The 22,667-nt window shown below is 41.5% G+C and carries 17 protein-coding genes and 1 tRNA gene; 10 read left to right on the top strand and 8 right to left on the bottom strand.

Annotated features, from left to right (window positions below; genetic code table 11):
* Window positions 1–93: 93 nt before the first annotated feature.
* The 5 genes from RHM67_RS02345 to RHM67_RS02325 all read left to right on the top strand — a co-directional run bounded on the left by RHM67_RS02345 (window position 94) and on the right by RHM67_RS02325 (window position 5,588).
* Window positions 94–738, top strand: a complete 645-nt coding sequence (locus tag RHM67_RS02345; protein ID WP_322230291.1) for a PIG-L deacetylase family protein — start codon at window positions 94–96, stop codon at window positions 736–738.
* Entirely contained in the window at window positions 735–1,877 is a 1,143-nt protein-coding gene (locus RHM67_RS02340; protein ID WP_322230289.1) for a glycosyltransferase family 4 protein, read from the top strand. Before RHM67_RS02345 ends, RHM67_RS02340 begins: the two co-directional genes overlap by 4 nt.
* Window positions 1,878–1,883: 6 nt before the next feature.
* Window positions 1,884–3,053, top strand: coding sequence for a glycoside hydrolase 100 family protein (locus tag RHM67_RS02335; RefSeq protein ID WP_322230287.1), 1,170 nt, complete (start codon window positions 1,884–1,886; stop codon window positions 3,051–3,053).
* Between the two features lie 405 nt (window positions 3,054–3,458).
* Window positions 3,459–4,985 carry a circadian clock protein KaiC gene (kaiC, locus tag RHM67_RS02330; protein ID WP_322230286.1) on the top strand — a complete coding sequence of 509 codons (1,527 nt, stop codon included), beginning with the start codon at window positions 3,459–3,461 and terminating at the stop codon, window positions 4,983–4,985.
* A gap of 27 nt (window positions 4,986–5,012) precedes the next feature.
* Complete coding sequence (locus tag RHM67_RS02325) at window positions 5,013–5,588, top strand: chemotaxis protein CheB (protein WP_322230283.1); 576 nt, start codon at window positions 5,013–5,015, stop codon at window positions 5,586–5,588.
* Between the two features lie 94 nt (window positions 5,589–5,682).
* On the opposite strand, the gene RHM67_RS02320 is transcribed toward RHM67_RS02325, so the two are convergent.
* Window positions 5,683–6,048 (bottom strand): response regulator, encoded by a 366-nt coding sequence (locus RHM67_RS02320; RefSeq protein WP_322230280.1) that lies wholly within the window; start codon window positions 6,046–6,048, stop codon window positions 5,683–5,685.
* A gap of 113 nt (window positions 6,049–6,161) precedes the next feature.
* Window positions 6,162–9,701 carry a chemotaxis protein CheB gene (locus RHM67_RS02315; protein WP_322230277.1) on the bottom strand — a complete coding sequence of 1,180 codons (3,540 nt, stop codon included), beginning with the start codon at window positions 9,699–9,701 and terminating at the stop codon, window positions 6,162–6,164.
* A gap of 579 nt (window positions 9,702–10,280) precedes the next feature.
* On the opposite strand from RHM67_RS02315, the gene RHM67_RS02310 reads away from it, so the two are divergent.
* The gene (locus RHM67_RS02310) at window positions 10,281–10,634 is read left to right on the top strand and encodes a DUF6799 domain-containing protein (protein ID WP_322230274.1); all 354 of its coding nucleotides are present in this window, start codon (window positions 10,281–10,283) and stop codon (window positions 10,632–10,634) included.
* 242 nt (window positions 10,635–10,876) lie between these two features.
* On the opposite strand, the gene RHM67_RS02305 is transcribed toward RHM67_RS02310, so the two are convergent.
* The 4 genes from RHM67_RS02305 to RHM67_RS02290 form a co-directional block, all read right to left on the bottom strand.
* Window positions 10,877–11,161: a helix-turn-helix domain-containing protein gene (locus tag RHM67_RS02305; protein WP_322230271.1), complete on the bottom strand. Its 285-nt coding sequence runs from the start codon at window positions 11,159–11,161 to the stop codon at window positions 10,877–10,879.
* A 680-nt stretch (window positions 11,162–11,841) separates the two neighbouring features.
* The gene (locus RHM67_RS02300) at window positions 11,842–12,849 is read right to left on the bottom strand and encodes a PDDEXK nuclease domain-containing protein (RefSeq protein WP_322230270.1); all 1,008 of its coding nucleotides are present in this window, start codon (window positions 12,847–12,849) and stop codon (window positions 11,842–11,844) included.
* Window positions 12,846–14,111, bottom strand: coding sequence for a site-specific integrase (locus RHM67_RS02295; RefSeq protein WP_322230268.1), 1,266 nt, complete (start codon window positions 14,109–14,111; stop codon window positions 12,846–12,848). The genes RHM67_RS02300 and RHM67_RS02295 overlap by 4 nt, the downstream gene beginning before the upstream one ends.
* 502 nt (window positions 14,112–14,613) lie before the next feature.
* Window positions 14,614–14,687, bottom strand: a tRNA-Asp gene (locus RHM67_RS02290).
* Between the two features lie 179 nt (window positions 14,688–14,866).
* Here RHM67_RS02290 and RHM67_RS02285 point away from each other — a divergent pair.
* The 4 genes from RHM67_RS02285 to RHM67_RS02270 all read left to right on the top strand — a co-directional run bounded on the left by RHM67_RS02285 (window position 14,867) and on the right by RHM67_RS02270 (window position 20,200).
* Window positions 14,867–16,390 (top strand): xylulokinase, encoded by a 1,524-nt coding sequence (locus tag RHM67_RS02285; RefSeq protein ID WP_322230267.1) that lies wholly within the window; start codon window positions 14,867–14,869, stop codon window positions 16,388–16,390.
* Window positions 16,391–16,405: 15 nt separating this feature from the next.
* Window positions 16,406–17,734, top strand: coding sequence for a xylose isomerase (gene xylA / locus RHM67_RS02280; protein ID WP_322230265.1), 1,329 nt, complete (start codon window positions 16,406–16,408; stop codon window positions 17,732–17,734).
* Between the two features lie 47 nt (window positions 17,735–17,781).
* Entirely contained in the window at window positions 17,782–19,467 is a 1,686-nt protein-coding gene (locus tag RHM67_RS02275; protein ID WP_322230262.1) for a sodium:solute symporter family transporter, read from the top strand.
* Window positions 19,468–19,582: 115 nt separating this feature from the next.
* Entirely contained in the window at window positions 19,583–20,200 is a 618-nt protein-coding gene (locus RHM67_RS02270) for a hypothetical protein (RefSeq protein WP_322230259.1), read from the top strand.
* A 63-nt stretch (window positions 20,201–20,263) separates the two neighbouring features.
* Here RHM67_RS02270 and RHM67_RS02265 read toward each other — a convergent pair whose 3' ends face one another.
* Both RHM67_RS02265 and RHM67_RS02260 read right to left on the bottom strand, forming a co-directional pair.
* Window positions 20,264–20,800 carry a hypothetical protein gene (locus tag RHM67_RS02265; RefSeq protein ID WP_322230257.1) on the bottom strand — a complete coding sequence of 179 codons (537 nt, stop codon included), beginning with the start codon at window positions 20,798–20,800 and terminating at the stop codon, window positions 20,264–20,266.
* A gap of 147 nt (window positions 20,801–20,947) precedes the next feature.
* Window positions 20,948–22,663: a S41 family peptidase gene (locus tag RHM67_RS02260; RefSeq protein ID WP_322230254.1), complete on the bottom strand. Its 1,716-nt coding sequence runs from the start codon at window positions 22,661–22,663 to the stop codon at window positions 20,948–20,950.
* Window positions 22,664–22,667 lie beyond the last annotated feature (4 nt).

The raw sequence follows: 22,667 nt of genomic DNA, 5'->3' as shown, positions 1-22,667 counted from the left end.
TTGATTAACATAAAATGTATTTATATTCTTGAATAGCTAACAATAACAAGACTTTAAGGTTACGCTTTGGATAACTATAGTCAAAGCCTTTAAATGTATCAGGAAAAACCCAAGCAAGTGGCAATTATTGTAGCACATCCTGACGATGAAACGTTATGGGCAGGGGGGACAATATTAAGCAACCCTTCATGGCAATGCTTTGTAGTCTGTCTTTGCAGAAAAAGTGATAACGATCGTGCGCCGAAATTCTTTAAAGCATTAAGTGTTTTAGGAGCCAAGGGTGCAATGGGCGATCTGAATGACGGGCCTGAACAAACACCCCTTTCGGATAACGAAATAATGGAGGCGATACTCCAGTTAATCCCTCATGTTCATTTCGATCTGATAATCACACATAACCCTAATGGGGAATATACAAGGCACTTGAGGCATGAAGAGATTAGTAAAACTGTAGTTAATTTATGGAATGAAGGTAAGCTTTTAACTGATGAACTTTGGACATTCGCTTACGAAGACGGTAACAAAGCTTATCTTCCCAAGGCTGATATACATGCAACATGCTATCGCCTTCTTACTCAAGATTTATGGGATGTGAAATACAACATTATAACATTAACTTATGGCTTTGACGAAAGCAGTTGGGAAGCAAAAACTACGCCCAATGGAGAAGCTTTCTGGCATTTTTCAAATCCCGTCTTTGCAAAAAAATGGTTAGCCAACTTAGGAACAGCATCATGAAGGTGCTTTTATTATATGATTATCCGGCCTCTCCCGGTGGACTGGCAACCCAGGGAAGTTTACTTTATAAAGGACTTTTGGAAATGGGCGTCGATGTGCACGCAGTCCATTATGAGTCTGATTTAGAAAAAGAATGGTATTACAGATGGTTTAAGCCCGACGTAGCAGTCGGAATCGGTTATTGGGGTCACACGCCGCATTTGATACTTCATCCGCAAAAATTCAATATTCAACCTGTTCCCTGGTTAGTTGCCGATGGTTATATTGCCAATTATCAGGATGTACTTAATAAGCTTCCGCTTATTTTGGTGACCTCTAACTGGGTAAAGGAAATGTACATCCGTGACGGAATTAAAGCTGACAATATTGAAGTATTGCCTGTGGGTTGCAATACGAATACTTTTAAATCTTATCCCAAAAACGATCTTGAAGTTTTAGCAGTAAGGGATGCTTTGGGCATTGAACCGGAAGAATTAATGATCCTTACGGTTGGTGGGGATGCTGCATCCAAGGGCGCACGGGAAGTGATGCAGGCGTTGGCCCGCATCAGCGACCATGTGCCGGATTGGAGATACGTTTGTAAAACATGGCCACAGCCTCGTACCTCGCAGCAAAATCAAGAAGATATGCAATTGGCAAAAGAGTTGGGTATTGATAAAAAAGTGATTTATGCAACAAGTATTACCTCAAGGGATTTTATGCCATACCTACTTGGGGCATGTGATATTTATGCAGGCCCGTCGCGCCTGGAAGGTTTCGGTATGCCACAGGTGGAAGCAGGCGCCTGTGAAAAGCCGGTAATAGGGATCAATGCCATGGGTATGCTGGATACCTTGGTGGATGGTGAAACAGCTTTTCTTGCAGGTATTAGCCAGCATATCGTCGTAAATGAGGTTACTATTGGTGATGAATGTGGATTAGCGGAAAAACGTACAGTAGTTTTTGATGTGCCGAGAACAATTGACTATAGGGCTGATGTGGACGACATTGCGAAATATTTGATACAACTGATGAATGACCCTTCCTTATGCCAAAAAATGGGGAAAGCCGGCAGGAAAAGAGTGGTGGCAAATTTTGATTACAGATTGGTGGCAAAGAGATTCATGGAGTTGATTGATAAAAAACTAGCTATAAAGTAAAAAGATATGGAAACTGCTAATTGGGACGAGATAGGAAAGGCCAGGATTGCGGCGATTGAAGTATTACGGCATAACGCGCATGGACCTTTTGACGGGCTGCCACGTACTGCAGGCTGGGGGTATCCTGAACCATATACCAGGGACCTGATGATTTCCATCTTGGGCATAGCGGTTTCGGGAGACGAGGAGCTTATAGAAAGCATCCGTGTAGTATTAGAAACCTTGGCTAAAAATCAAACACCACATGGCCATATTGCATCACTTGTCCATGATAATGATGACCGTGGGGCAAGCGACACTACACCTTTGTTTTTATTAGGCGTTGGGATTTTCAGAAAGCTAACCGGTGAAAAGGATTTTTTAGAGGGGGCCGTTCTTAGATCTTTAACATGGATGGAGTATCAAAGTCCATCTGATCAGTATATGGTTGCCCAACAGCCAACAAGTGATTGGCGCGATGAGCAGTGGGTTGTTGGCTACGGCCTATACGTAAACACACTGGTTTATAGCTATCTTCGTTTGCTGGGACAGGATGAAAGGGCAGTTAAACTAAATAATGAGATCAACCGGTTTACTATTGACGGCGGATTCATACCTCATCATATACACGAAGGGCTGGCAGTAAGAAATAAGCCCTATTATGCCTTCTGGTCATACAAAGTATTTAGTAGTGACCGGTTCGATCTGCTGGGCAATAGCCTGGCCATACTATCTGGCTTAACGTCCATATCACAGGCTAAAGAAATCATTGTTTGGATAGAAGTGGAATGTAAAAACATAATAGCAAAAGGTGAATTGGCGGTTGAACTCCCCCCAAATTTTTTCCCATTTACATTGCCGGGTGATTCCGACTGGCATCCCAGATATGAAATATTTAACCTGCCCGGTAATTACCATAATGGAGGGATATGGCCCTTTATTTGCGGGTTTTATGTGGCGGCTCTTGTTGCTGCAGAAAAGTACGGCCTGGCTGAAGAAAAATTAATTGCGTTAACGAAAATAATAAAAATCTCCAAAGACGAAGAGCTGGAATTCGGTTTTAATGAGTGGATAAAAGCTCAGGATGGTAAGGTTATGGGACAGGATTGGCAAACCTGGAGCGCGGCCATGTACCTCTATGCTGTAAAATGTGTAGAAGATAAAAAAACACCGTTTTTTAATGATATAAGGGAATAATAAGGATATTTCGATGTCTGTCGATTCTCGTCCAAAAAGCTTTTCAATCGTTCCTTTACATGTGATCAGTTAAATGAATATTTGGGATTGAACTATTTTCGCTTAAATGCCGATAATAAGGCACTCCATACTTTCTGTTTTGAAATATTGCTCTTTTTAGCGTTATTCTCCATATTAGTCGTAAGAGAGAAAAATCATTTTTGGCATTCTGCACCAAGCAAAACACTGCTTTTCCTGATTATCGGTGATATAATTTTAGGTGTAGTTTTAACAACATTCGGACTATTGGTTTTAAGTCAATTGCACTGACACAAACCCTTGCTGCAATTGTTTATACTGCGGTATGTTCATTTATATTTAATGACCTCATTAAGTTTTTCCTGAAAATTATAAGCAAAAAATAACATGAAAAAAAGCGCTGATCTTCCTAAGCAACTACAAAAGTGCCTTACCGGCATTAAAGGCTTTGACGAAATTACCGAAGGCGGCCTTCCAAAAAACAGGACTACTTTAGTTAGTGGAAGTACAGGTTCCGGAAAAACCCTTTTTGGGATTGATTTTTTAATCAATGGTGCGATCAAATTCAAAGAGCCAGGTGTATTCATGTCCTTTGAAGAGACAGAAGATCAACTTTATGAAGACGTGGCTTCTCTCAACCTGGATTTAAAAGGGCTTGTTTCCCAAAAAAAAATCCTGATAGAACATGTTATTTTGGAGCGCAAGGATATACAAGAGCTTGACTTTAACCTGGAAGGGTTATTCGTTCGTTTGGAACATGCCATTGATTCCATTGGCGCAAAACGAATTGTTTTGGATTCTATTGAATCCCTCTTTGCGGGCATCGCAAATGATGGTATTCTTCGCTTAGAGATAAAAAGACTGTTCAGGTGGCTTAAGGAAAAACAAGTGACTGCGATTGTTACTGGGGAGCCTATGCAAGAATTTTATACCAGGCATGGCCTGGAGCAATACATCTCCGATTGCATCATTCTTTTGGATAACAGGGTTAAGGATCAAATTGCTATTCGTAGAATCCGTGTCGTTAAATATCGGGGTTCAAAACATGGAACAAACGAATATCCTTTCGTTATTGATAAAGATGGACTTTCAGTAATCCCCATCACATCAGCAGGGCTTGATCAACCAGGCACGGCTATGAAAGTTTCGACAGGAATTCCATCATTAGACAAATTATTCAAAGGAGGTAAACCAGGTTATACCATGGGAAGCACAGTGCTTGCTTCAGGTACCGCAGGCACCGGAAAAACAAGCTTAGCCACTGCATTCGCAATAGCAAGTTGTAAACGTGGAGAACGCTGTCTATTCTTGTCCTATGAAGAATCTGCAGGGCAGCTCACTCAAAATATGAGTTCTATAGGTTTTCATTTAGAACCAATGATAAAAAAAGGGCTGTTAAAGATTGTGTCTACGAGGCCTTCTTTTTTTGGTTTGGAGATGCATTTACTTGATTTATATAAACTCATTGCAGAATTTAAACCAAAAATCGTTGTCATAGATCCACTGACAAGCTTGATTGGGGAGGGGGACCAGCGTGAAATCCGATCAATGATTACCCGCATGATCGATCTTTTAAAATCTCATGGTATCACAAGCTTTTTTACAAGCCTTGTTTCTTCAGCCGCACAAAACGACACAAGCGGTGAAATCGGGGTCTCCTCTTTAATCGACACTTGGATCGTAGTGAGAGAGCTAGAAGAAGACGTCAGTAAAAAACGAATTCGTGGACTTTTCATTGTTAAGTCTCGCGGCACGGGCCACGACAGTGATGTCCACAAATTAATTTTGAGTGATGATGGAATTAAATTAGTACCAATGGGGGGCGAATCTATAGTAGGCGCTAATGAAGAAAAGAAGATCGGTAAAAATGTTTCTGAGGGTCAAAAATTAATTAAAAAAGATAAGGGTGAATAATGAAACAAGGGGTTATCTTTTGTAGATATGGGAGCATTACACCCTAACCTTATTGTTGGCATTGGCGGCTCAGCAGGTGCCCTTAACGCATATAAGGCACTATTGGGTGCTTTACCGTCAAATACAGGTATGGCCTTTGTCATTATTTCTCACATGAACCCCACAGCCCATAGTCAGTTAGCTGAAATACTGTCGCGCCATACTCAAATGGCTGTAAAAGTGGCTTCTGACGCTATGCCGATCCTTGTGAATCATGTTTACGTAATTCCTTCAGACGCGGATCTCCTAATGGAAAATTACACCTTCAAAGTCATCTCCCCACGCTCTGGCAGGAACAAGCAAATTGATTTATTTTTTACCTCCTTAGCGGCGGCAATGGGTGAGCGTGCGATCGGCATTGTCCTTTCCGGATATGATCATGATGGTACAAAAGGATGTAAGCAAATCAAGGCAAACGGAGGAAAAACTTTTGCTCAGGATATGTCTGCCGAAGTAGATTTTATGCCGCTTAGTGCCCAGGACTCGGGGAATGTAGATTTCGTTATACCTCTCGGCGAAATTCCAGATAAACTAAAAAGTTTGGCAGCAGCGCTTAAAACTTAGAAACAAAAGCAAAATACTTATTTTCCAGCTGTAGTAATTAATATAGAGCCCCTGTAAACTATAGTCAGATTTTTTAAAAGATCATTCATCCATTTTATGCGGCCAATTGCTTGTTAACTACTTGGAGTAAATGATCAATATCAAAAGGCTTTGCGACAAAATCATTCGGTGCGCCTTGCAGATGTAATGATTCACCCAAGTCATGTGTCCCGGAAATCAGAATAACCGGCAGAAAAAAGGTCAGATGATTTTCCTTTATATTTTTACAAATCGAGCGGCCGTCCATACCAGCCAGCATTACATCCATTAAGATCAAGTCCGGCTGAAAGTCTTTTATGTCTTCAAATACGGTATCACCACATGATAACGTCCGAACTTCATAACCACCTTCAACTAATGCAAAAGAAAGAATATCTAAAATGTCATTGTCATCATCAATAATTAAAATTTTTTTACTCATAAATTAGGAGCTACAAAGACTTATTTTTTATAGCTAATATTATGCCAGTATTAAGTTTGTATAAAAAATTTGTTTTGATAATAATTAGTCGACCCTTCCGAATAAATTTTTTTTTAAGATAGCGGTAAACTAAAGTAAAAAGTAGACCCTTTTCCAATTTCACTCTCTACCCATACTTTACCATTATGCCGCTGGATTATTTCAGCTGACAAGTATAGGCCGAGACCAAAACCTGAAATTTTTTGGGTATCCATATTTTCTATCCGGTAGTAACGATCAAATAACTTTTCCTGATCTTGTGCCTTAATACCTATGCCTTCATCCTTTACACTTACCTGAATGTTACCATTTACTTCTTTGCAATAAATCTCAATGTTTTTAGCTTTTGGTGAATACTTTATTGAATTACTTAGAAAGTTGTTGATCACCTGGCCTATTTTATCCCTGTCTGCCGTAACCATTAATGATGGACAAGGCTTTAAAACGATAATGTGGCTTACAGACGTTAGCAATATCTCTTCCACTATTTCATTGATCAGGGAATCCATTTTGAATGGTTCCTTGTGCAAATAAATTTTACCGGCTTCAAAACTTGAAACATTTAAAAAATCGTTGATCATGGCGGTCATTTTCTTTACCTGGGTATGAGCCTTATCCAATTTAACAACACTAAATGTATTTTCCTCCTTTTTTGCCTTGGAAGTTAAAAGCTGTATATATCCCTGAAGTGAGGTAAGCGGTGTTCTCAACTCATGGCTTACCATAGCGATAAAGTCATTTTTCCTGGCCTCATCCTGCTTATGCATTGTAATGTCATTCAGAACACCGGTGAAATACGATGGTTTGCCTTCTTTATCCAATGCGAGGTTACCAATTGCCCTTACCCAACGCAGTTTTCCATCATGTAACCCGCGGAGGGGATATTCCACATCACACCTCTCCCCCTTGTTAATAGCAGCATTGACGGCACTCGTCACCAAAGATTGATAGTCGCTATCAATTTGCTTTATTGCATCTTCATAAGTCATTTTTTCATTAGGATGAAAGCCAAACATCTCTTTAAGTCTTGGGGATGGAATAAATTCACGGCTTTGAATATCTATGGTCCAGGTACCCATTTCGGCTGAATACAGCGCCATCCCCAGCATCTTATTACTGCTTTCCAATTCCTGGCCTATTCTTTTAAGTTCGGTAATGTCATTAAATGTAAGAATGGCCCCATCTCTTTTGTTGTCTGCCTGCCGTATATACGGCATCGTCATTACCTGGTACCATTTGCCATCATTCGTTTCAATTTCTTTGGTGATTATGCTGCCATTAGCAAGCACTTTTTTAACATCCTCAATAATGGTTTCAAATTTGATATTGGTAGAAATATTGCTAAGCGGCCTGCCCACATCTGTTTCCAGCAGGTTGATCTGCTTTACCGTACCCGGCGAAAACTTCATTAACCGAAGGTCATTATCAATAAATAACTGACCGTTAATGTTACTCCTGAAGTAATTATTTAAATCGTCATTGATTTCCAGCAGTTCTTTGTTTTTTAATTGGTAATCCGCATTAATGGTATGCAGTTCTTCATTTACCGATTGCATTTCTTCATTAGTACTTTGCATTTCTTCATTGGCCGAAAGAAGCTCTTCATTAAAAGACTGCATATTTTCATTGGAAGCATCAAGCTTTTCATGAGCAGACTGAAGCTTATCTTTTAGTTCCTTCAACTCTTCTTCCAGGTTCATGGTGTATTCACCGTGGTATATTTTTTCATCAAACACCATGTCTTCCCGATGTTCCGTGCTCAATAATTTATCCTCAGTAAAAGTTATCATTAATAATGTTTGCTCACCCTTCTTTCCGTTCAATGGGCGTATCGAGAGGCTAACTTTAATTACCGATTGGTTATTTCTAATTTTTATCCCTGTAAGGGTGTTTTTTTTGTTTGTTTTTAAGGCGCTGGTTTTTAATGTATTAAACGCAACGGCAAGTGGCTTTGGCAAAAGCTCTTCCAGGTTTGAAGTATAATGCTTTTGTAAAAAATATTTTGTCGTATCCCCGTAAGATCTTACCACTTGATTGTTTTCATCAATACAAACGGCCAGGTAATCCAGGTCTTCAGCTAAACTAACGTGCATTTTTTCTGCCTGGGAATTATTTGCACTTTGGGAAGTATCCTCATGAGAAAAGGAGGAGGTTTTACGTTTTGAATCAACGAGTTCAGGTAATGAGAACGCATCAAATTGTAAAAGTCGTTTTGTTTCAAGATTCTTATATATCTTATATTTCTTATGGGTAATTTCGAGGTTTTTGATGATAGGCATCGGATTTTCACTTGAACCTAAAAATAAATAAGCATCCTTTTTAAGTCCAAAAAGTAACATGGTAAATATCTTTTTTTGCAATACGGGTGTCATGTAGATCAGCAGGTTGCGGCAGCTGATAAAATGCATATTGCAATATGGCGGGTTTTTCACCAGGTCGTGCTTTGCAAAGATCACCATTTTACGTATTTCCGGGTTTACCCTATAATTGTTACCTTCTTTAAAAAAATAATTTTCGAGCCGCTCCGCCGATACCTCTTTTGCAATGCTTAAATTATAGATCCCCTTGCCAGCCTGCACTAACGCGGCAGTATCAATATCAGTAGCAAATATTTTTACAACGGTATTTTTAAGTTTGCCGGCTAATTGCTCAGCTATTAATATGGCGAGTGAATAAGCCTCTTCGCCGGTAGCGCAGCCCGCTACCCACAGTTTTAATTCTTCCTCCGGGGCAAGATTTTCCAATATGCCAGGCAATACCTTTTTTTCAATAAAGTTAAAGGCCTCTTTATCTCTGAAAAATGAAGTGACACTGATTAAAAAATCCTTGGCCAATGCTGCTATTTCCACTGGTGTGGCCTTCAAAAAGTCAATGTAATTTTCTAATCTGGTGAAATTATTATAGGCCGCCCTTCTTTTAATTCTTCTTAATATAGTAGTTTGCTTATAATCCGAAAAATCAAGGGGTAGCTGTTCATTGATCAGATGTATAATCGCCTCCAAGTTTTTTTGGTCGTCAGCGGTATCAGGTATTAATTCCCGCTCGTTTTTTACATAATCTTCAATAGTACCCGGCATTAATTCAGGTTCCAAAATAAAATCTACCATACCTGTAGCGATGGCGTTAGATGGCATACTGGCAAACTCGGCTGTTTCCGGATTGCGGGCTATCACCATACCGCCTGCTTTTTTAATTGCCTTTATGCCTTGGGTGCCATCACTGCCTAAACCAGAAAGCACTACAGCAATAGCTTTGGTACCGCAATCCGCCGCGAGGGAATTAAAAAATGTATTTATAGTAAGGTGAGGGCCTGAAGCTTTTTCCTTGCTTGTTAAATATAATGTTTCATCGCTTATGGTCATGAACTTATCGCTGGGGATAAGATATACCTGGTTGCTTTTTACATGCATACCATTTTTAGCTTCTACAACTACAAGCTTGCTGTGCTTGGCCAGCAATTCAACCATCCTGCTTTTAAAATCAGAAGATAAATGCTGCACAATGATATAGGATACGCCATCTAAAGGCGTGTGGTCAAAAAAAGAATTGATTTCTTCCATGCCGCCAGCAGAGGCGCCAATAGCAATAATATGGTGGGGGGCAAGTGAAAGCATATGATGAATTTAATATTGGGCTGATGATCTTATAATTTCTTTAACAGAGATAAAGCTAATTTATAGTTAATTTTATAAAAATGAGTATTTTTATTTCATTGGGTGCTTTGTAGTTAAAAGCTTTTAACTACAACTATCGGAAATGGAATAGTTTAAATCGCAATTTTACTAGCATCATTTTAGATACACTGCTTTTATATATTACAGGATATGATCATTAGAAAACCAAAAGTTGATGATGCAGAATTAGTCCGGTTGATTTCTATAAAAAGCAGAGTTGGGACAGAAGTGCTGTAGGATAGGTGTGCCAAGGCTTTAATGTTAGCGATCATCTGTATCACTCCTCAAAAAAAATTGCGGAAAGTATATTGGAACAAACATACATTAAAGCTTGGTACTCATTTGAAAATCACACACCTGAAAAGCAGACAGTTTTATCGTGGATGATGAACATCGCACAAAATATTGCTAATGAGCATCAATCTAGTATGTTACGAGCTACATCTAAAATAAATGACCATAGACCCAATCCCGGCTTAATAAAAAGCATTTACATATAATTAAAACCAATCTGAAGTTATGAAAAAAATCATGATCGCCTTAATTGCTGTTACACTGAGTTGTAGCGCAATGGCACAAACCAAAATGGCCGACACCTCTATGCATAAGATGTCGCACATGTCTATGAAAAAAATGAACCACTCCGCAATGATGATGGACGGTAAAATGATGACGATGATGCATGGTAAAAGTATGCCAATGACTAAAACAATGACCATGACCAATGGCACGATGGTGATGACAGACGGTACCGTTAAAATGAAAGACGGCAAAACCATGATGCTAAAAGAAGGGCAATGCGTGATGATGAATGGTAAGGTTATGAAAATGCCGATGAAAAAGGGCATGATGGATGATAAGACGAAAATGTAATTTTCACATTATCAATCTCAGCTTATCATATCTGTACAAAGCCGCTCCTTAACACGAGCGGTTTTATTACCTTGTTCTTAATTAAATAAAAATCAGTATTTTCGATTAGTAAAACATCAGTTGCTGATATTCAAAATCAATGACGGCCCGGCCATGATACAGTCAGAAAATGCCGTATCGCGGGACACCTTATTATTCAATGTACGCGACCGGGATTTCGGCAATACCGTTGCGAAACCACGTTACTTAGTGTTGATCCGCTTGCTTTTTACATCTCCGCTCAAAACCCTGTTAATATCTTCATAATTATAATACAGAATACCGCCGATCTTTGTAAAAGGTATTGTTCCATTATCCCTCAAGGTTTGTAAGGTATTATCTGATATTTTTAAGAGATTCTTGACCTGGTATGTTTTTAGCCATTTTTTAGGTTCTGCCAATGATTGTCCTAATAATCCCCTGATCTGAGTCAGCAGGTTTTTTCCAAATTCCTGCAAATCTTCTTTAGTGATGATTTCTACTGCCATAGCTTTAATTTTAGTTCATTTCAGTTGTTGTACATTGTGATTTCCTATGAAATCAACAACTTGATACAAATTTGCTTTAAATAGCATCAGATTTAATCCGAGTTTATCCGAGTCGGATACAGTTTTTTTTTAATTGTGTACGCAATGCGTACACAATTAAAATTTAGGAGCCCAAGCCGTTTGGCTTGATTGAATATCGACAATGATTATTGTCTGGTTGGCTTTTATTGCTATCGCTGATATAGTACCGCTTCGAGAGTCGCATAAGTCAGTTTATTTATCAAATGCATAATACTCGGCGATGGTCGCCGTAAACAATCAATATAATAAATTGATGTTGGATGCCATAGCATTTCATCAAATTGTGCCCACACTGTAGTCACAATTCAAAATATTGAGAAAATCCAATTGTGCACGCACCGCTTGCACAATTGGGATCAACCATGAAAACGAACTATACGTTTTAATTCTGCAGACAGTGTCTGCACAATTGAATTGAGGTATCACTTTGGACATTGCGAACGCACCGCGGTCGTAATGTGATAACAATTAACGTTGTTGTAGGGAAAAGGATCGACATTTTAACGGCTGGTTGTAATTTTAACATCACACAATCTGTGATATCAAAATCCAGTAAATGTTGGTAAATGAATTGGGCACACAGTGTGTGCCCAATTCATTTATTCATTCTCCTTATCTTTTTGTTTAAGGATTTCGTTATGAATCTCCTGGGATAATTGCTCTGCAGTAGGTAGGTAAAGCTGATATTTGCTTGCAAAAACATTGCTGTTTTCCGGCAAGGTAAATTTTACCACTGTATCGTTTTTTTCCAGACAGAGCAAAATGCCGACCGTAGGGGTTTCGTGAGCCAGCCGCTCAATCCGGTCATAATAGTTTACATACATCTGTAATTGGCCAAGGTCCTGGTGTGTGATCTTATGCGTTTTCAGTTCAATTATAACAAAACATTGCAGCAAACGATTGTAGAAGACCAGGTCCACAAAGAAATCATCACCATCAAGATGAATACGTTTTTGCCGGGACACAAATGAAAAGCCGTTACCCAACTCCAACATAAATTCCTGCAAATGGGTAATGAGCGCCGCTTCTAAGTCCTTTTCAAAATATGCAGCTTCTGGTTTTAATCCTAAAAACTCAAGAACCATAGGGTCTTTAATAATCTCTTTTGGCTCGGCCGGCTGTTTTTCATTCCTTGCGACAGAGAGTACTCTTTCTTTGTCTGTGCTTAACAAAAGCCGCTCAAACAACTGACTTCCAATCTGTCTGTCCATTTGCCTGCCAGTCCAATTGTTTTTTACAGTTTCTTCTAAATAAAACTCCCTTTTTTCATGCTTTTCAACTTGGGATAAAGATCGATAATGGGTCCAGCTCAATTGTGAACGCAGTGCGTTCACAATTGGGAAACAGCGATAAAACTGCCTGAAATAATTGAGATTTCTGAAAGAAAAGGCACTGCCGAAATTTGGCACCAACTGCTCAGATAGATAATGTATTAATCTGTCCCCATACACCGCGCGATCTTTTCCTCCTTGTTCTTCCTCAAATATTCGCTTTCCTATGTGCCAGTACATAATTACCCGTTCATGATCCACAGCACGGACAGCCGATTCCCTGGCTTTATTTATGATCGATTGAATATCGATTATAATTGATTCATTTAAGTTCATACTAATTCCTCCTCTGCTAAGTCCAAATTCTCTGTTTTTTCCTGTTCCTTTAATCTTGTCTTTAAGGCGTGCATATCACGGTTAACCTTTTTATCCTTCATCTTTGCGTAGATCTGGGTAGTTGTCAATTTGGTATGTCCAAGCATTTTGCTGACTGTTTCCAAGGGGACATCGTTCTCCAGCGTAACGGTGGTGGCAAAGGTGTGCCGGGCGATGTGCGTGGTTAAAACTTTGGTAATAGAAGCGAGATCACCGATCTCCTTCAAATAGGCATTCATCTTCTGGTTACTTTTAACCGGGAATAATTTGTTCAGTACGGTTCTGCAATCATGGTCTTTATATTTCTCAATAAGTTCAATGGCCTGAGGGATCAGCGGAACATTCGCGGTCACATACGTTTTAGTCCGCTGTGTTCTGATCCAGGCAACTTTGTCTTTTCCAATGAAGATATGCTGCGGCGTGAGCTTTTCAATATCGACAAAAGCATAACCCGTGTAACAGCAAAATAAAAAGGTATCCCTGACTTCTTCCAGTCGTTTGATGGTAAACGGATGGTTCGCGAGTTGAAGGATCTCCTCCCATTCCAATTCTTCGCGATGTACTTTTTTATAGGTACACTTGAACAAGTTAAATGGGTTCGTCCTGATCCACCCATGGTTGAACGCCAGGTTAACAACTTTTTTAAGATTCTTCATATACCTCATGGCGGTATTGTGTTCAATGCCATCTTCAGTCTTGAGATACATTTCAAATCCTGTTACGAACGCATAGTCTAATGACTCCAGATGTATATCTGACTTTTTAAATTTATGCTGAATATAATCTGCTGTTTTTGACCGTACCGTATTGTACTTGGTCAGCGTGGCTTTTACAAAGTCTTTACCTACCAGGTCTTCGACATTCTTGTTATGCTCATCGAACACTTCCAGCAGCATTTTTTGAGGAGCTTCTTCGCCTACGTACTTTTGCTTGATTTTTTCTGCGGTGATAAAATCATCCGATTGTCTGATGTCCATAAAGGCCGCATGGATTTCGTTGTTAACCGTAATGATTTCTTTGTTGATATCCTTTACTTCCTGTCCCGGGCCTTTTACAAATCCCGCCTCCGGGTCCCATTTGTTAGGATCGACTTTCCGCCCCATTGAAATTTCCGCCCTTTTCCCCAGGTAAGTTATCCTGGCGTAAAGGGGAACATTACCTTTAGCATCTGTTTTTCTTTTGTCAGCCCAGATGAGAACTGAGAACCGTTGTGTGCTTTTCATACCACATTTGATTTTAAATTGTTTAACAACATTAATTTTGAGTTCAAATGAGCCTTTTTGAGGTCATTTTAGTTATATTAAGTGCTTTAAAATCAACCGCTTACCTTGTTATTCGGTGACCTAAAATCAAAGCTCTCCAATAGGTCACCGATAAGGTCACTTTTTGGGCAAAATTTCATCCGGTCCCAAAGGGACCGGAACCCTCGACCCCAGATCAATGAGGTCATTTGAGGTGTTTTGATATCAACCGAAATCCAAGTGTTCGAAGAGTCAGAATTCTGAGTAGTTTTGAGCTGTTTTAAGCCCAAATAAAACCCTACTAACTAATTGAATACCATTTAGTTAACGTTAATTTGAGACTAAGATAGTGATTAGAATAGGCCACCGAATAGGTCACCTGGGTGAGTCATAAATCCTGCGTAGTTATGCGGTTTTTTGAGCAAAAAAAAACGCTTAAACCATATTGATTTAAGCGTTTTCAAGAGCGTTGAGACTCTTTAAGCGGAATGGACGGGATTCGAACCCGCGACCTCCTGCGTGACAGGCAGGCATTCTAACCAGCTGAACTACCACTCCGTTTGGGATTGCAAATATACGCACCTTTTTGTTTTACACAACTCTTTTTTAAAATTTCTCAATTATATTGTTTTTTGCCCTCATTCACGTCACGTAGAAACTTTATCAAAAATTACGCTAAATTCGTTTTTTCATACCAATTATTAACGGCTCTCGTAACCCCTTAAAGAATAAAAAACATGTTGCTATTAGGCATCGATATAGGCACCTCCTCGGTAAAAGTATGCGTTGTTGATGCTGAAAGCCAAAGCATTATCGCATCCGCGCAATACCCGGATGCGGAATCGCCCATTATTTCGCTGCAAACCGGCTGGGCAGAGCAATCGCCGGATATGTGGTGGCAGCAAACGCAACAGGCGCTGGCTTTGTGCATAAAAAAAGGTGGTTTCGAGGCAAAAAATGTTTCTGCAATTGGCATCGCTTACCAGATGCACGGCCTTGTTTTGGTAGATAAATACCAAAATTCGCTTCGCGACAGCATCATTTGGTGCGATAGCCGGGCCGTAGAAATAGGCGATAAAGCATTTAATGACATCGGCAACGAAACCTGTTTATCGCATATGCTAAACTCGCCGGGTAATTTTACCGCATCAAAACTGGCCTGGGTAAAACAAAACGAACCGGAGATCTATGCTCAAATAGACAAGATCATGCTCCCGGGTGATTACATCGCCATGAAACTAACGGGCGAGATCACCACTTCGGCGTCGGCCTTATCTGAGGGAATCTTTTTCGATTTCCAGTTCAACGGACTGTCTAAAGACATTATAGATTATTTCGGCTTTAGCGATAAGCTGTTCCCAACGATTAAGCCGGTATTTTCTGCCCATGGCAGGGTAACGGCCGATGTTGCATCTGTTTTAGGCTTAACAACAGGCATCCCGGTTACTTACAAAGCCGGCGACCAGCCCAACAACGCCTTATCCTTAAACGTACTTAAACCCGGCGAGGTGGCTGCAACGGCAGGCACCTCGGGTGTTATATATGGTGTAAGCGATCATTTGACTTACGACCTGCAATCGCGCGTAAATACCTTCGCGCATGTTAACTATACTAATGAGCGTATACGCCTTGGCGTATTGCTTTGCATCAATGGCACGGGCAGTTTGTACCGCTGGATAAAAAACACGTTCGGTGCATCGCTTACTTATGAACAAATGAACGCCGAGGCAGCAAAAGCGCCCGCTGGAAGCAACGGGCTGCGTATTTTACCTTTTGGTAACGGCGCCGAGCGGATGCTAAACAATAAACAAATTGGCGCTCACCTGCATAACATCGATCTGAACTTACATACCCCTGCCCACATATTCAGGGCGGCGCAAGAGGGTATAGCATGCGCCTTTAGATATGGGTTGGATATTATGCGCGAAAATGGCATGAACCCAACCGTGATCCGTGCTGGTAAAACCAATATGTTCCTGAGCGACCTGTTCACCCAAACATTTGTAAACGCCACGGGTGTGCCTGTAGAGCTTTATAATAACGATGGCAGCCTTGGTGCTGCCTTAGGAGCTGGTATTGGGGCAGAGATCTACCCGTCGCAAGCGGAGGCCTTTAGCAACGCCGAACGCGTAGGATATGTTGAACCTACAGATACCGAAACATTCGAAGCTATTTACCGGGATTGGAAAACCATCCTTGAAAAGCATTTGGAAGAGAGTCAAGACAACAAGAAGCAAAAGACAGGACGGGATAATCAATAACTTAATAAATATACCATGGGAATTGTAACAGGAGAAAAAGAGTTTTTTAAAGGCATAGGCCAGGTTAAATACGAAGGGCAACAATCGGATAACCCGTTGGCTTTCCGCTGGTACGATGCAGATAAGATAGTGGCCGGTAAAACCATGAAAGATCACCTGCGCTTTGCATGCGCCTACTGGCACTCGTTTAACGGCACCGGTGCCGATCCGTTTGGTGGCGCTACGCACATTTTTCCATGGGATGCAAAGGCTGATGCCATTGAGCGCGCTAAAGATAAAATGGACGCCGCTTTTGAGTTTATCACTAAAATGAATTTGCCTTACTATTGCTTCCACGATGTAGATGTGGTGGATTATACCAATGACCTGAGCGAGAACGACCGCCGCCTGCAAACCATGGTTGATTACGCAAAACAAAAGCAGGACGCCAGCGGTGTAAAACTACTTTGGGGCACGGCCAACGTATTCAGCCATTCGCGCTATATGAACGGTGCATCCACCAATCCCGATTTTCATGCGCTGGCACATGCGGGGGCGCAGGTTAAGGCGGCTATTGACGCTACCATTGCCTTAGGTGGCGAGAACTACGTTTTTTGGGGTGGCCGCGAAGGTTATATGACCTTACTGAACACCGACATGAAACGCGAGCAGGAACATCTTGCAAAATTCCTACATACGGCAAAAGACTACGCCCGCAAACAGGGCTTCAAAGGCACTTTTTTCATCGAACCAAAACCCTGCGAGCCAACAAAGCATCAGTACGATTATGACGCAGCTACCGTTTTGGGCTTTTTGCAGAAGTATGATCTGCTGGGCGATTTTAAACTGAACCTGGAAGTTAACCACGCTACATTAGCCGGCCACACCTTTCAGCATGAATTACAAGTTGCGGCAGATAGCGGCTTGTTAGGTTCAATTGACGCTAACCGTGGCGACGAGCAAAATGGCTGGGATACCGACCAGTTCCCGAACGATGTGGCCGAGGTTACCGAATACATGCTCATCATTCTACAGGCTGGTGGCTTTGCAGGTGGCGGGATAAACTTCGATGCCAAGATCCGCCGTAACTCTACAGACCCGGCAGACTTGTTCTACGCGCACGTTGGCGGTATGGATGTTTTTGCGAGGGCTTTGATAGCTGCGGATAACATCCTCCAAAAGTCCGACTATAAAAAAATCCGCGCCAATCGTTACGCCTCTTTCGACAGCGGTGCCGGTAAAGACTTTGAGGCGGGTAAACTTTCGCTGGAAGACCTGCGGAAATACGCCGGCGAAAACGGCGAGCCGGCTGTAAGCAGCGGCAAACAAGAATACCTGGAGAATTTGATTAACCGATATATATAACTAATATTAAATTCCTTATTATAACCATTTTTAACTCAAGTCCCTAAATGAAGACCTTATCAAACGGCGATTATGTCGTGTTTTTTATCTATTTTATCATTGTATCCTTATACGGGTATTGGATATACAGGCGTAAACATAATGCCGATGCTACCTCTAAAGATTACTTTTTGGCCGAGGGCTCCCTTACCTGGTGGGCAATTGGCGCATCACTTATAGCATCAAACATCTCTGCCGAGCAGTTCATTGGCACCAGCGGTTCGGCCTTTAAAATGGGCTTGGCTATCTCCACTTACGAGTGGATGGCTGCCGCGACACTAATTGTCGTAGCGGTGTTCTTCATCCCTATATATCTGAAGAATAAGATCTTCACGATGCCGCAGTTTTTGAACCAGCGGTATAACGGTACGGTAGCTATGGTTATGGCTATATTTTGGCTGTTATTGTACATTGTGGTAAACCTGATGTCTATCCTTTACCTGGGCGCTTTGGCAATTAGCGGCATCTCGGGAATTGACATTACGGTATGTATCACCCTGCTGGCCATATTTGCCGTTTTCATCACATTAGGTGGCATGAAGGTTATTGGTTATACAGATGTTATACAGGTATTTGTATTGATACTGGGTGGTTTGGTTGCTACTTATTTAGCATTAAACCTCATCAGCGAAAAATCGGGTACTACCGGTTTATGGAACGGCCTTACTATTATGCGTACCGAAGCTGCCGACCACTTCCACATGATATTTAAAAAGGACAATGCTAACTACATGGACATGCCGGGTTTATCGGTATTAATTGGTGGTATGATAATCGTAAACCTTAACTATTGGGGCTGTAATCAATACATTACTCAGCGTGCCTTAGGTGCCGATCTTAAAACCGCCCGTGCAGGCCTTCTTTTCGCGGCATTCTTAAAACTATTGATGCCTGTAATTGTGGTATTGCCGGGTATAGCGGCTTACCTGCTTTACCAAAAAGGCATGTTCCACCAGGAGATGATGAGCTCTAAAGGCATTATGGACCCTAACAAGGCTTATCCATCTCTTTTAAACCTGTTGCCAACCTATTTAAAGGGATTGTCGTTCGCAGCGCTTACAGCAGCTATTGTGGCATCGCTTGCGGGCAAGGCAAACAGTATTGCAACCATATTTACCTTGGATATTTACAAAAAAGCAATTAATCCCGAGGCTACCGACAAAAGCCTGGTTAAGCTTGGTAAATGGTCGGTAGTGGTAGCCATGGCGCTTGGTGTAATCATGTCTTTATTAATTGGCGAGCAATTAATGGGCGAGGGCAAGCAGGGCTTCCAATACATTCAGGAATACACAGGCTTTGTATCCCCGGGCATTTTTGCCATGTTCATCTTAGGCTTCTTTTGGAAGAAAGCTACTTCAAACGGTGCATTGTTTGCAACCATCGGTGGTTTCTGCTTCTCGGTGTTCTTTAAGTTTTTACCACGCTTTGCCAACCTGGAGTGGCTTAACCAATTCGGTTTCTCAAAACTAAATGATAAAGCTGTTTACGAGATCCCGTTTATAGACAGGATGGGTTTTGTATTCCTGCTGTGCGTTTTGGGCATGTGGATAATTTCAAAAATTGACCTGGCCAAAGGCGTTAAACCCAATGGGCTGGAAATTGATGCTTCAATGTTTAAACCATCGCGCGCGTTCACTGCCGGTGCATTAATTGTGGGTGGTATTATTGTGGCGTTGTATTCATTCTTCTGGTAGGATATAAACTGTATTAAATATTGAAAGCGGCCTTAATAAGTCCGCTTTTTTTTGTGCCCTATTTTAAAAACAACCTGGTAAATTATTAGGTTGTAGTTATATATCCCAGTATAAAATGCAAAACGCAGCAGACAACATCCCACCACAAACAGAAGGCGAACACAACGACTTTATACATTTTGTTGATTGCGCTAATGTTGAGGAAGCCCACAATTTGTTCCTTTTGGCCAAAGACAGGCTGAAGGATATCTCGCAATGGCATACATTTGCCGGCTCGCATTCGGCAAAGTTCGCGATCACTGATGCACAGGGAGCGGAGATCTACAAAATGGCGGGGAAGGGCGATCTGTTTTACATCAACCTGCCGCTGCCCTCACCAGGGTCTTTAGCAGGTGACGGTAAGGAGTGGGTGCGGATTGAAGCCATGGAAGAGGTTGATAACGCAGCTGCTGAAAGCGAATACCTAACCATGACCATAAGGCCAATAGCAAACCCAAGGCACCCCGAAAAATCTATAGCTCATTTCTTCAGCCATAACGCTACAAATACCTTTATTGTAGAGCGCTACCTAAATCATGTTAGCGCTGCCGCTTATGGCCGTAACGAAACACCAAACAACAAGAATACCCGCCTGTATGATACGGTACGCAACACCATTATAGCACTAGGGGCAAGAAACGGGCTTTCCGGCCCGCAATGGAAGGCGTTGGTTACCGGGATACTTGACAAGTAAAGTAATGCAGTTTAACAAGAAAGTCCATTTAGCAGGGCTTTCTTGTTTTAGTATCGGCTATTATTAGTGGTCTCTGCCATGGTCTTTACCTTTGTCGCCTTGGTTTCCGTTATTGCCTTGGTTGCCATTATTACCTTTGTATTTAACAACCTTTTTGCGTTCTACAACACGTGCAGGGCGGTTGTTGTTATTACTACCCCAATGGTTACGGTATTTAACATCTCGGCTATCGCGGATGATGGTTTGGCCGCTGCGGCCTTTGTAGTTAGCGTATTTGGTACGGTATACATTGTCACGGGTCCATGGGTTACGTTCATTTACAACTACTTTATAGCCGTTGTACACATTATAGTTGCTGTACCTTGATGGTAAGCTTGCCCTGCGTATCCATCTGTTATTTTCCAGGTAAACGTATTGGTGGGCAGGCACATCGTAGTAGGTATCAATATCGGGCATGTAGTAATAATCTGCATGGTTGTAACCTACGGGCCCCCACTCGGGCTGGCTGCCAATGTTAAGGCTTAAACTAATTTGCGCACTGGCAGATTGGTATACAGCGAAGCTTAAAAATATCGCTGCGGTGATGATTATCTTTTTCATGGTTATTTTTATGTTTTATGCAGGTATGACAGATATTATCAACTATAGTTTAAGCAAACAACTGTTATAGCAGGGATGTTACAGTAGAGATGCGAGAGCCAAGAGGCATGACACAAGACTCCTGATTCTCTATATCCTGATTCTATTTTAATCGTTATCCTTATCTTCTTTTTTACCGGCCATTGCAAATACCGGCTTGCCAATTGTTTTGTAGTCGCCTACGCCTTTAAGTATAGATGCCAGCTGGGTTTTATCCTGCATGGTTTTAACGGCTTCGGCAAGTTCCTTGTCGTATTTAAAGTTAGCCTCGTAGCGGCCTTTTTCGTAACCATAGCGCGATGCGATTTCGTTCTCCAACACCTGCTTAATTTCTTCCTTATGCAATTGCAGGTCATTCTTTTTGCTGGCGGCCATTTTAGCTTTAAGCGCATCGTACTCGGCCTGTATCCCGGTAAACTGCTTCTCTTTGGTAGCTTCCGTTTTTAGGCTGCTCAGCATTTTCTCAGATATAGTGTTATAGGTGTAATTTTTCCCTTCCAGGTATTTGGTAAAATCGGCGTACCCTTCATCGGTTAATGTAAACGATTTTGGGTCGATAGGCTGCGGATGGGTGTTACGGTATTTTGTAGCGTAATCAAAAACGAACAGCTTGCTTACCAGCGTTTGGGTGATGTTAGCAAACCTGTCCTGCTTAATAAAAATATCCGGGTAAATTCCGCTGCCGTCATAAACCGAGCGGCCATTACGGGTTTTAAACTCATGGATAGACGAATCGGCCATTTTTATAACGCTGCCATCATCCTTACGGTGGGTATAATCCAATTCCTGCACACAACGGCCCGATGGCACAAAGTACTTAGCAACCGTCACCTTAACTAAACTGTTATATGGCAAGTTAAAGGTTTGTTGCACCAAGCCCTTGCCATAACTGCGCTGGCCTATAATAATGGCCCTGTCCAGGTCCTGCAAGGCGCCGGCAACAATTTCTGATGCTGACGCAGAGCGACTGTTCACCAAAACAACCAACGGCAGGTTCGGCTCTAACGGCGTTGATACGGTATTATAGGTGAAATTCTTTTCTTTTACTTTTCCGCGTTGCGATACCACTTGCACATCTTTTTGCACAAAAAGGTTAACAATTTTAACGGCTTCCTGCAGGATGCCGCCGCCGTTTGATCGCAGATCGAGGATGATCCCGTTAGGGTTATTCTTTTTAAGGGCGATAAGCGCATCGGTAACCTCCTGAGCCGAGTTCTCTAAAAACTTGTTCAGCTTAATGTAGCCCATATTATGGGCTACCATACCCGTGTAAACTACGTTGGGCTGCTTTATCTCGTCGCGCGTTAGGGTTTTTACACCCGGGGCATCCGCATCGCGTTTCAGTAATAGTTTAATAACCGCGCCTTTAGATCCTTTAAGCAACTGGCTTACCTGGTCGTTAGTTTTACCGGCAAGTTCAATATCATTTATCTTCAGCAGTTGGTCGCCTTGGCGAACATCTGCCTTTTGGGCCGGGAAGCCAGCGAACACATCAGATATGTATATTTTGTTATCTCGCAAAAAAATGCTTGCACCTATGCCACCGTATTGGGTACTAACGTAGTGCAGTTTGTAATCTTCAATCTCAGATTCGGGCACAAACTCGGTATAAGGATCAAGGCCCTCCAGCATAGCATCTACACCGGTTTTAACCAGCTTGGCCGAGTTTATATCATCAACATAATTAATGTTAACCTCTTTATATACCGATGCAAAAACATCCAGGTTTTTAGAGATCTGGAAAAGATCGTCCTGAAAGCTCCATAAACTTACAGCAATTGCAAACCCGCCAATATATAATGCCGGTTTCCTGTATCTGCTCATCACA

This window comes from Mucilaginibacter sp. 5C4 (genome assembly GCF_034345625.1).
In the GTDB taxonomy this organism is placed as follows: domain Bacteria; phylum Bacteroidota; class Bacteroidia; order Sphingobacteriales; family Sphingobacteriaceae; genus Mucilaginibacter; species Mucilaginibacter aurantiaciroseus.
The sequence above is the reverse complement of the archived record's forward strand: the minus strand, read 5'-3'. Positions and strand labels throughout refer to the sequence as shown.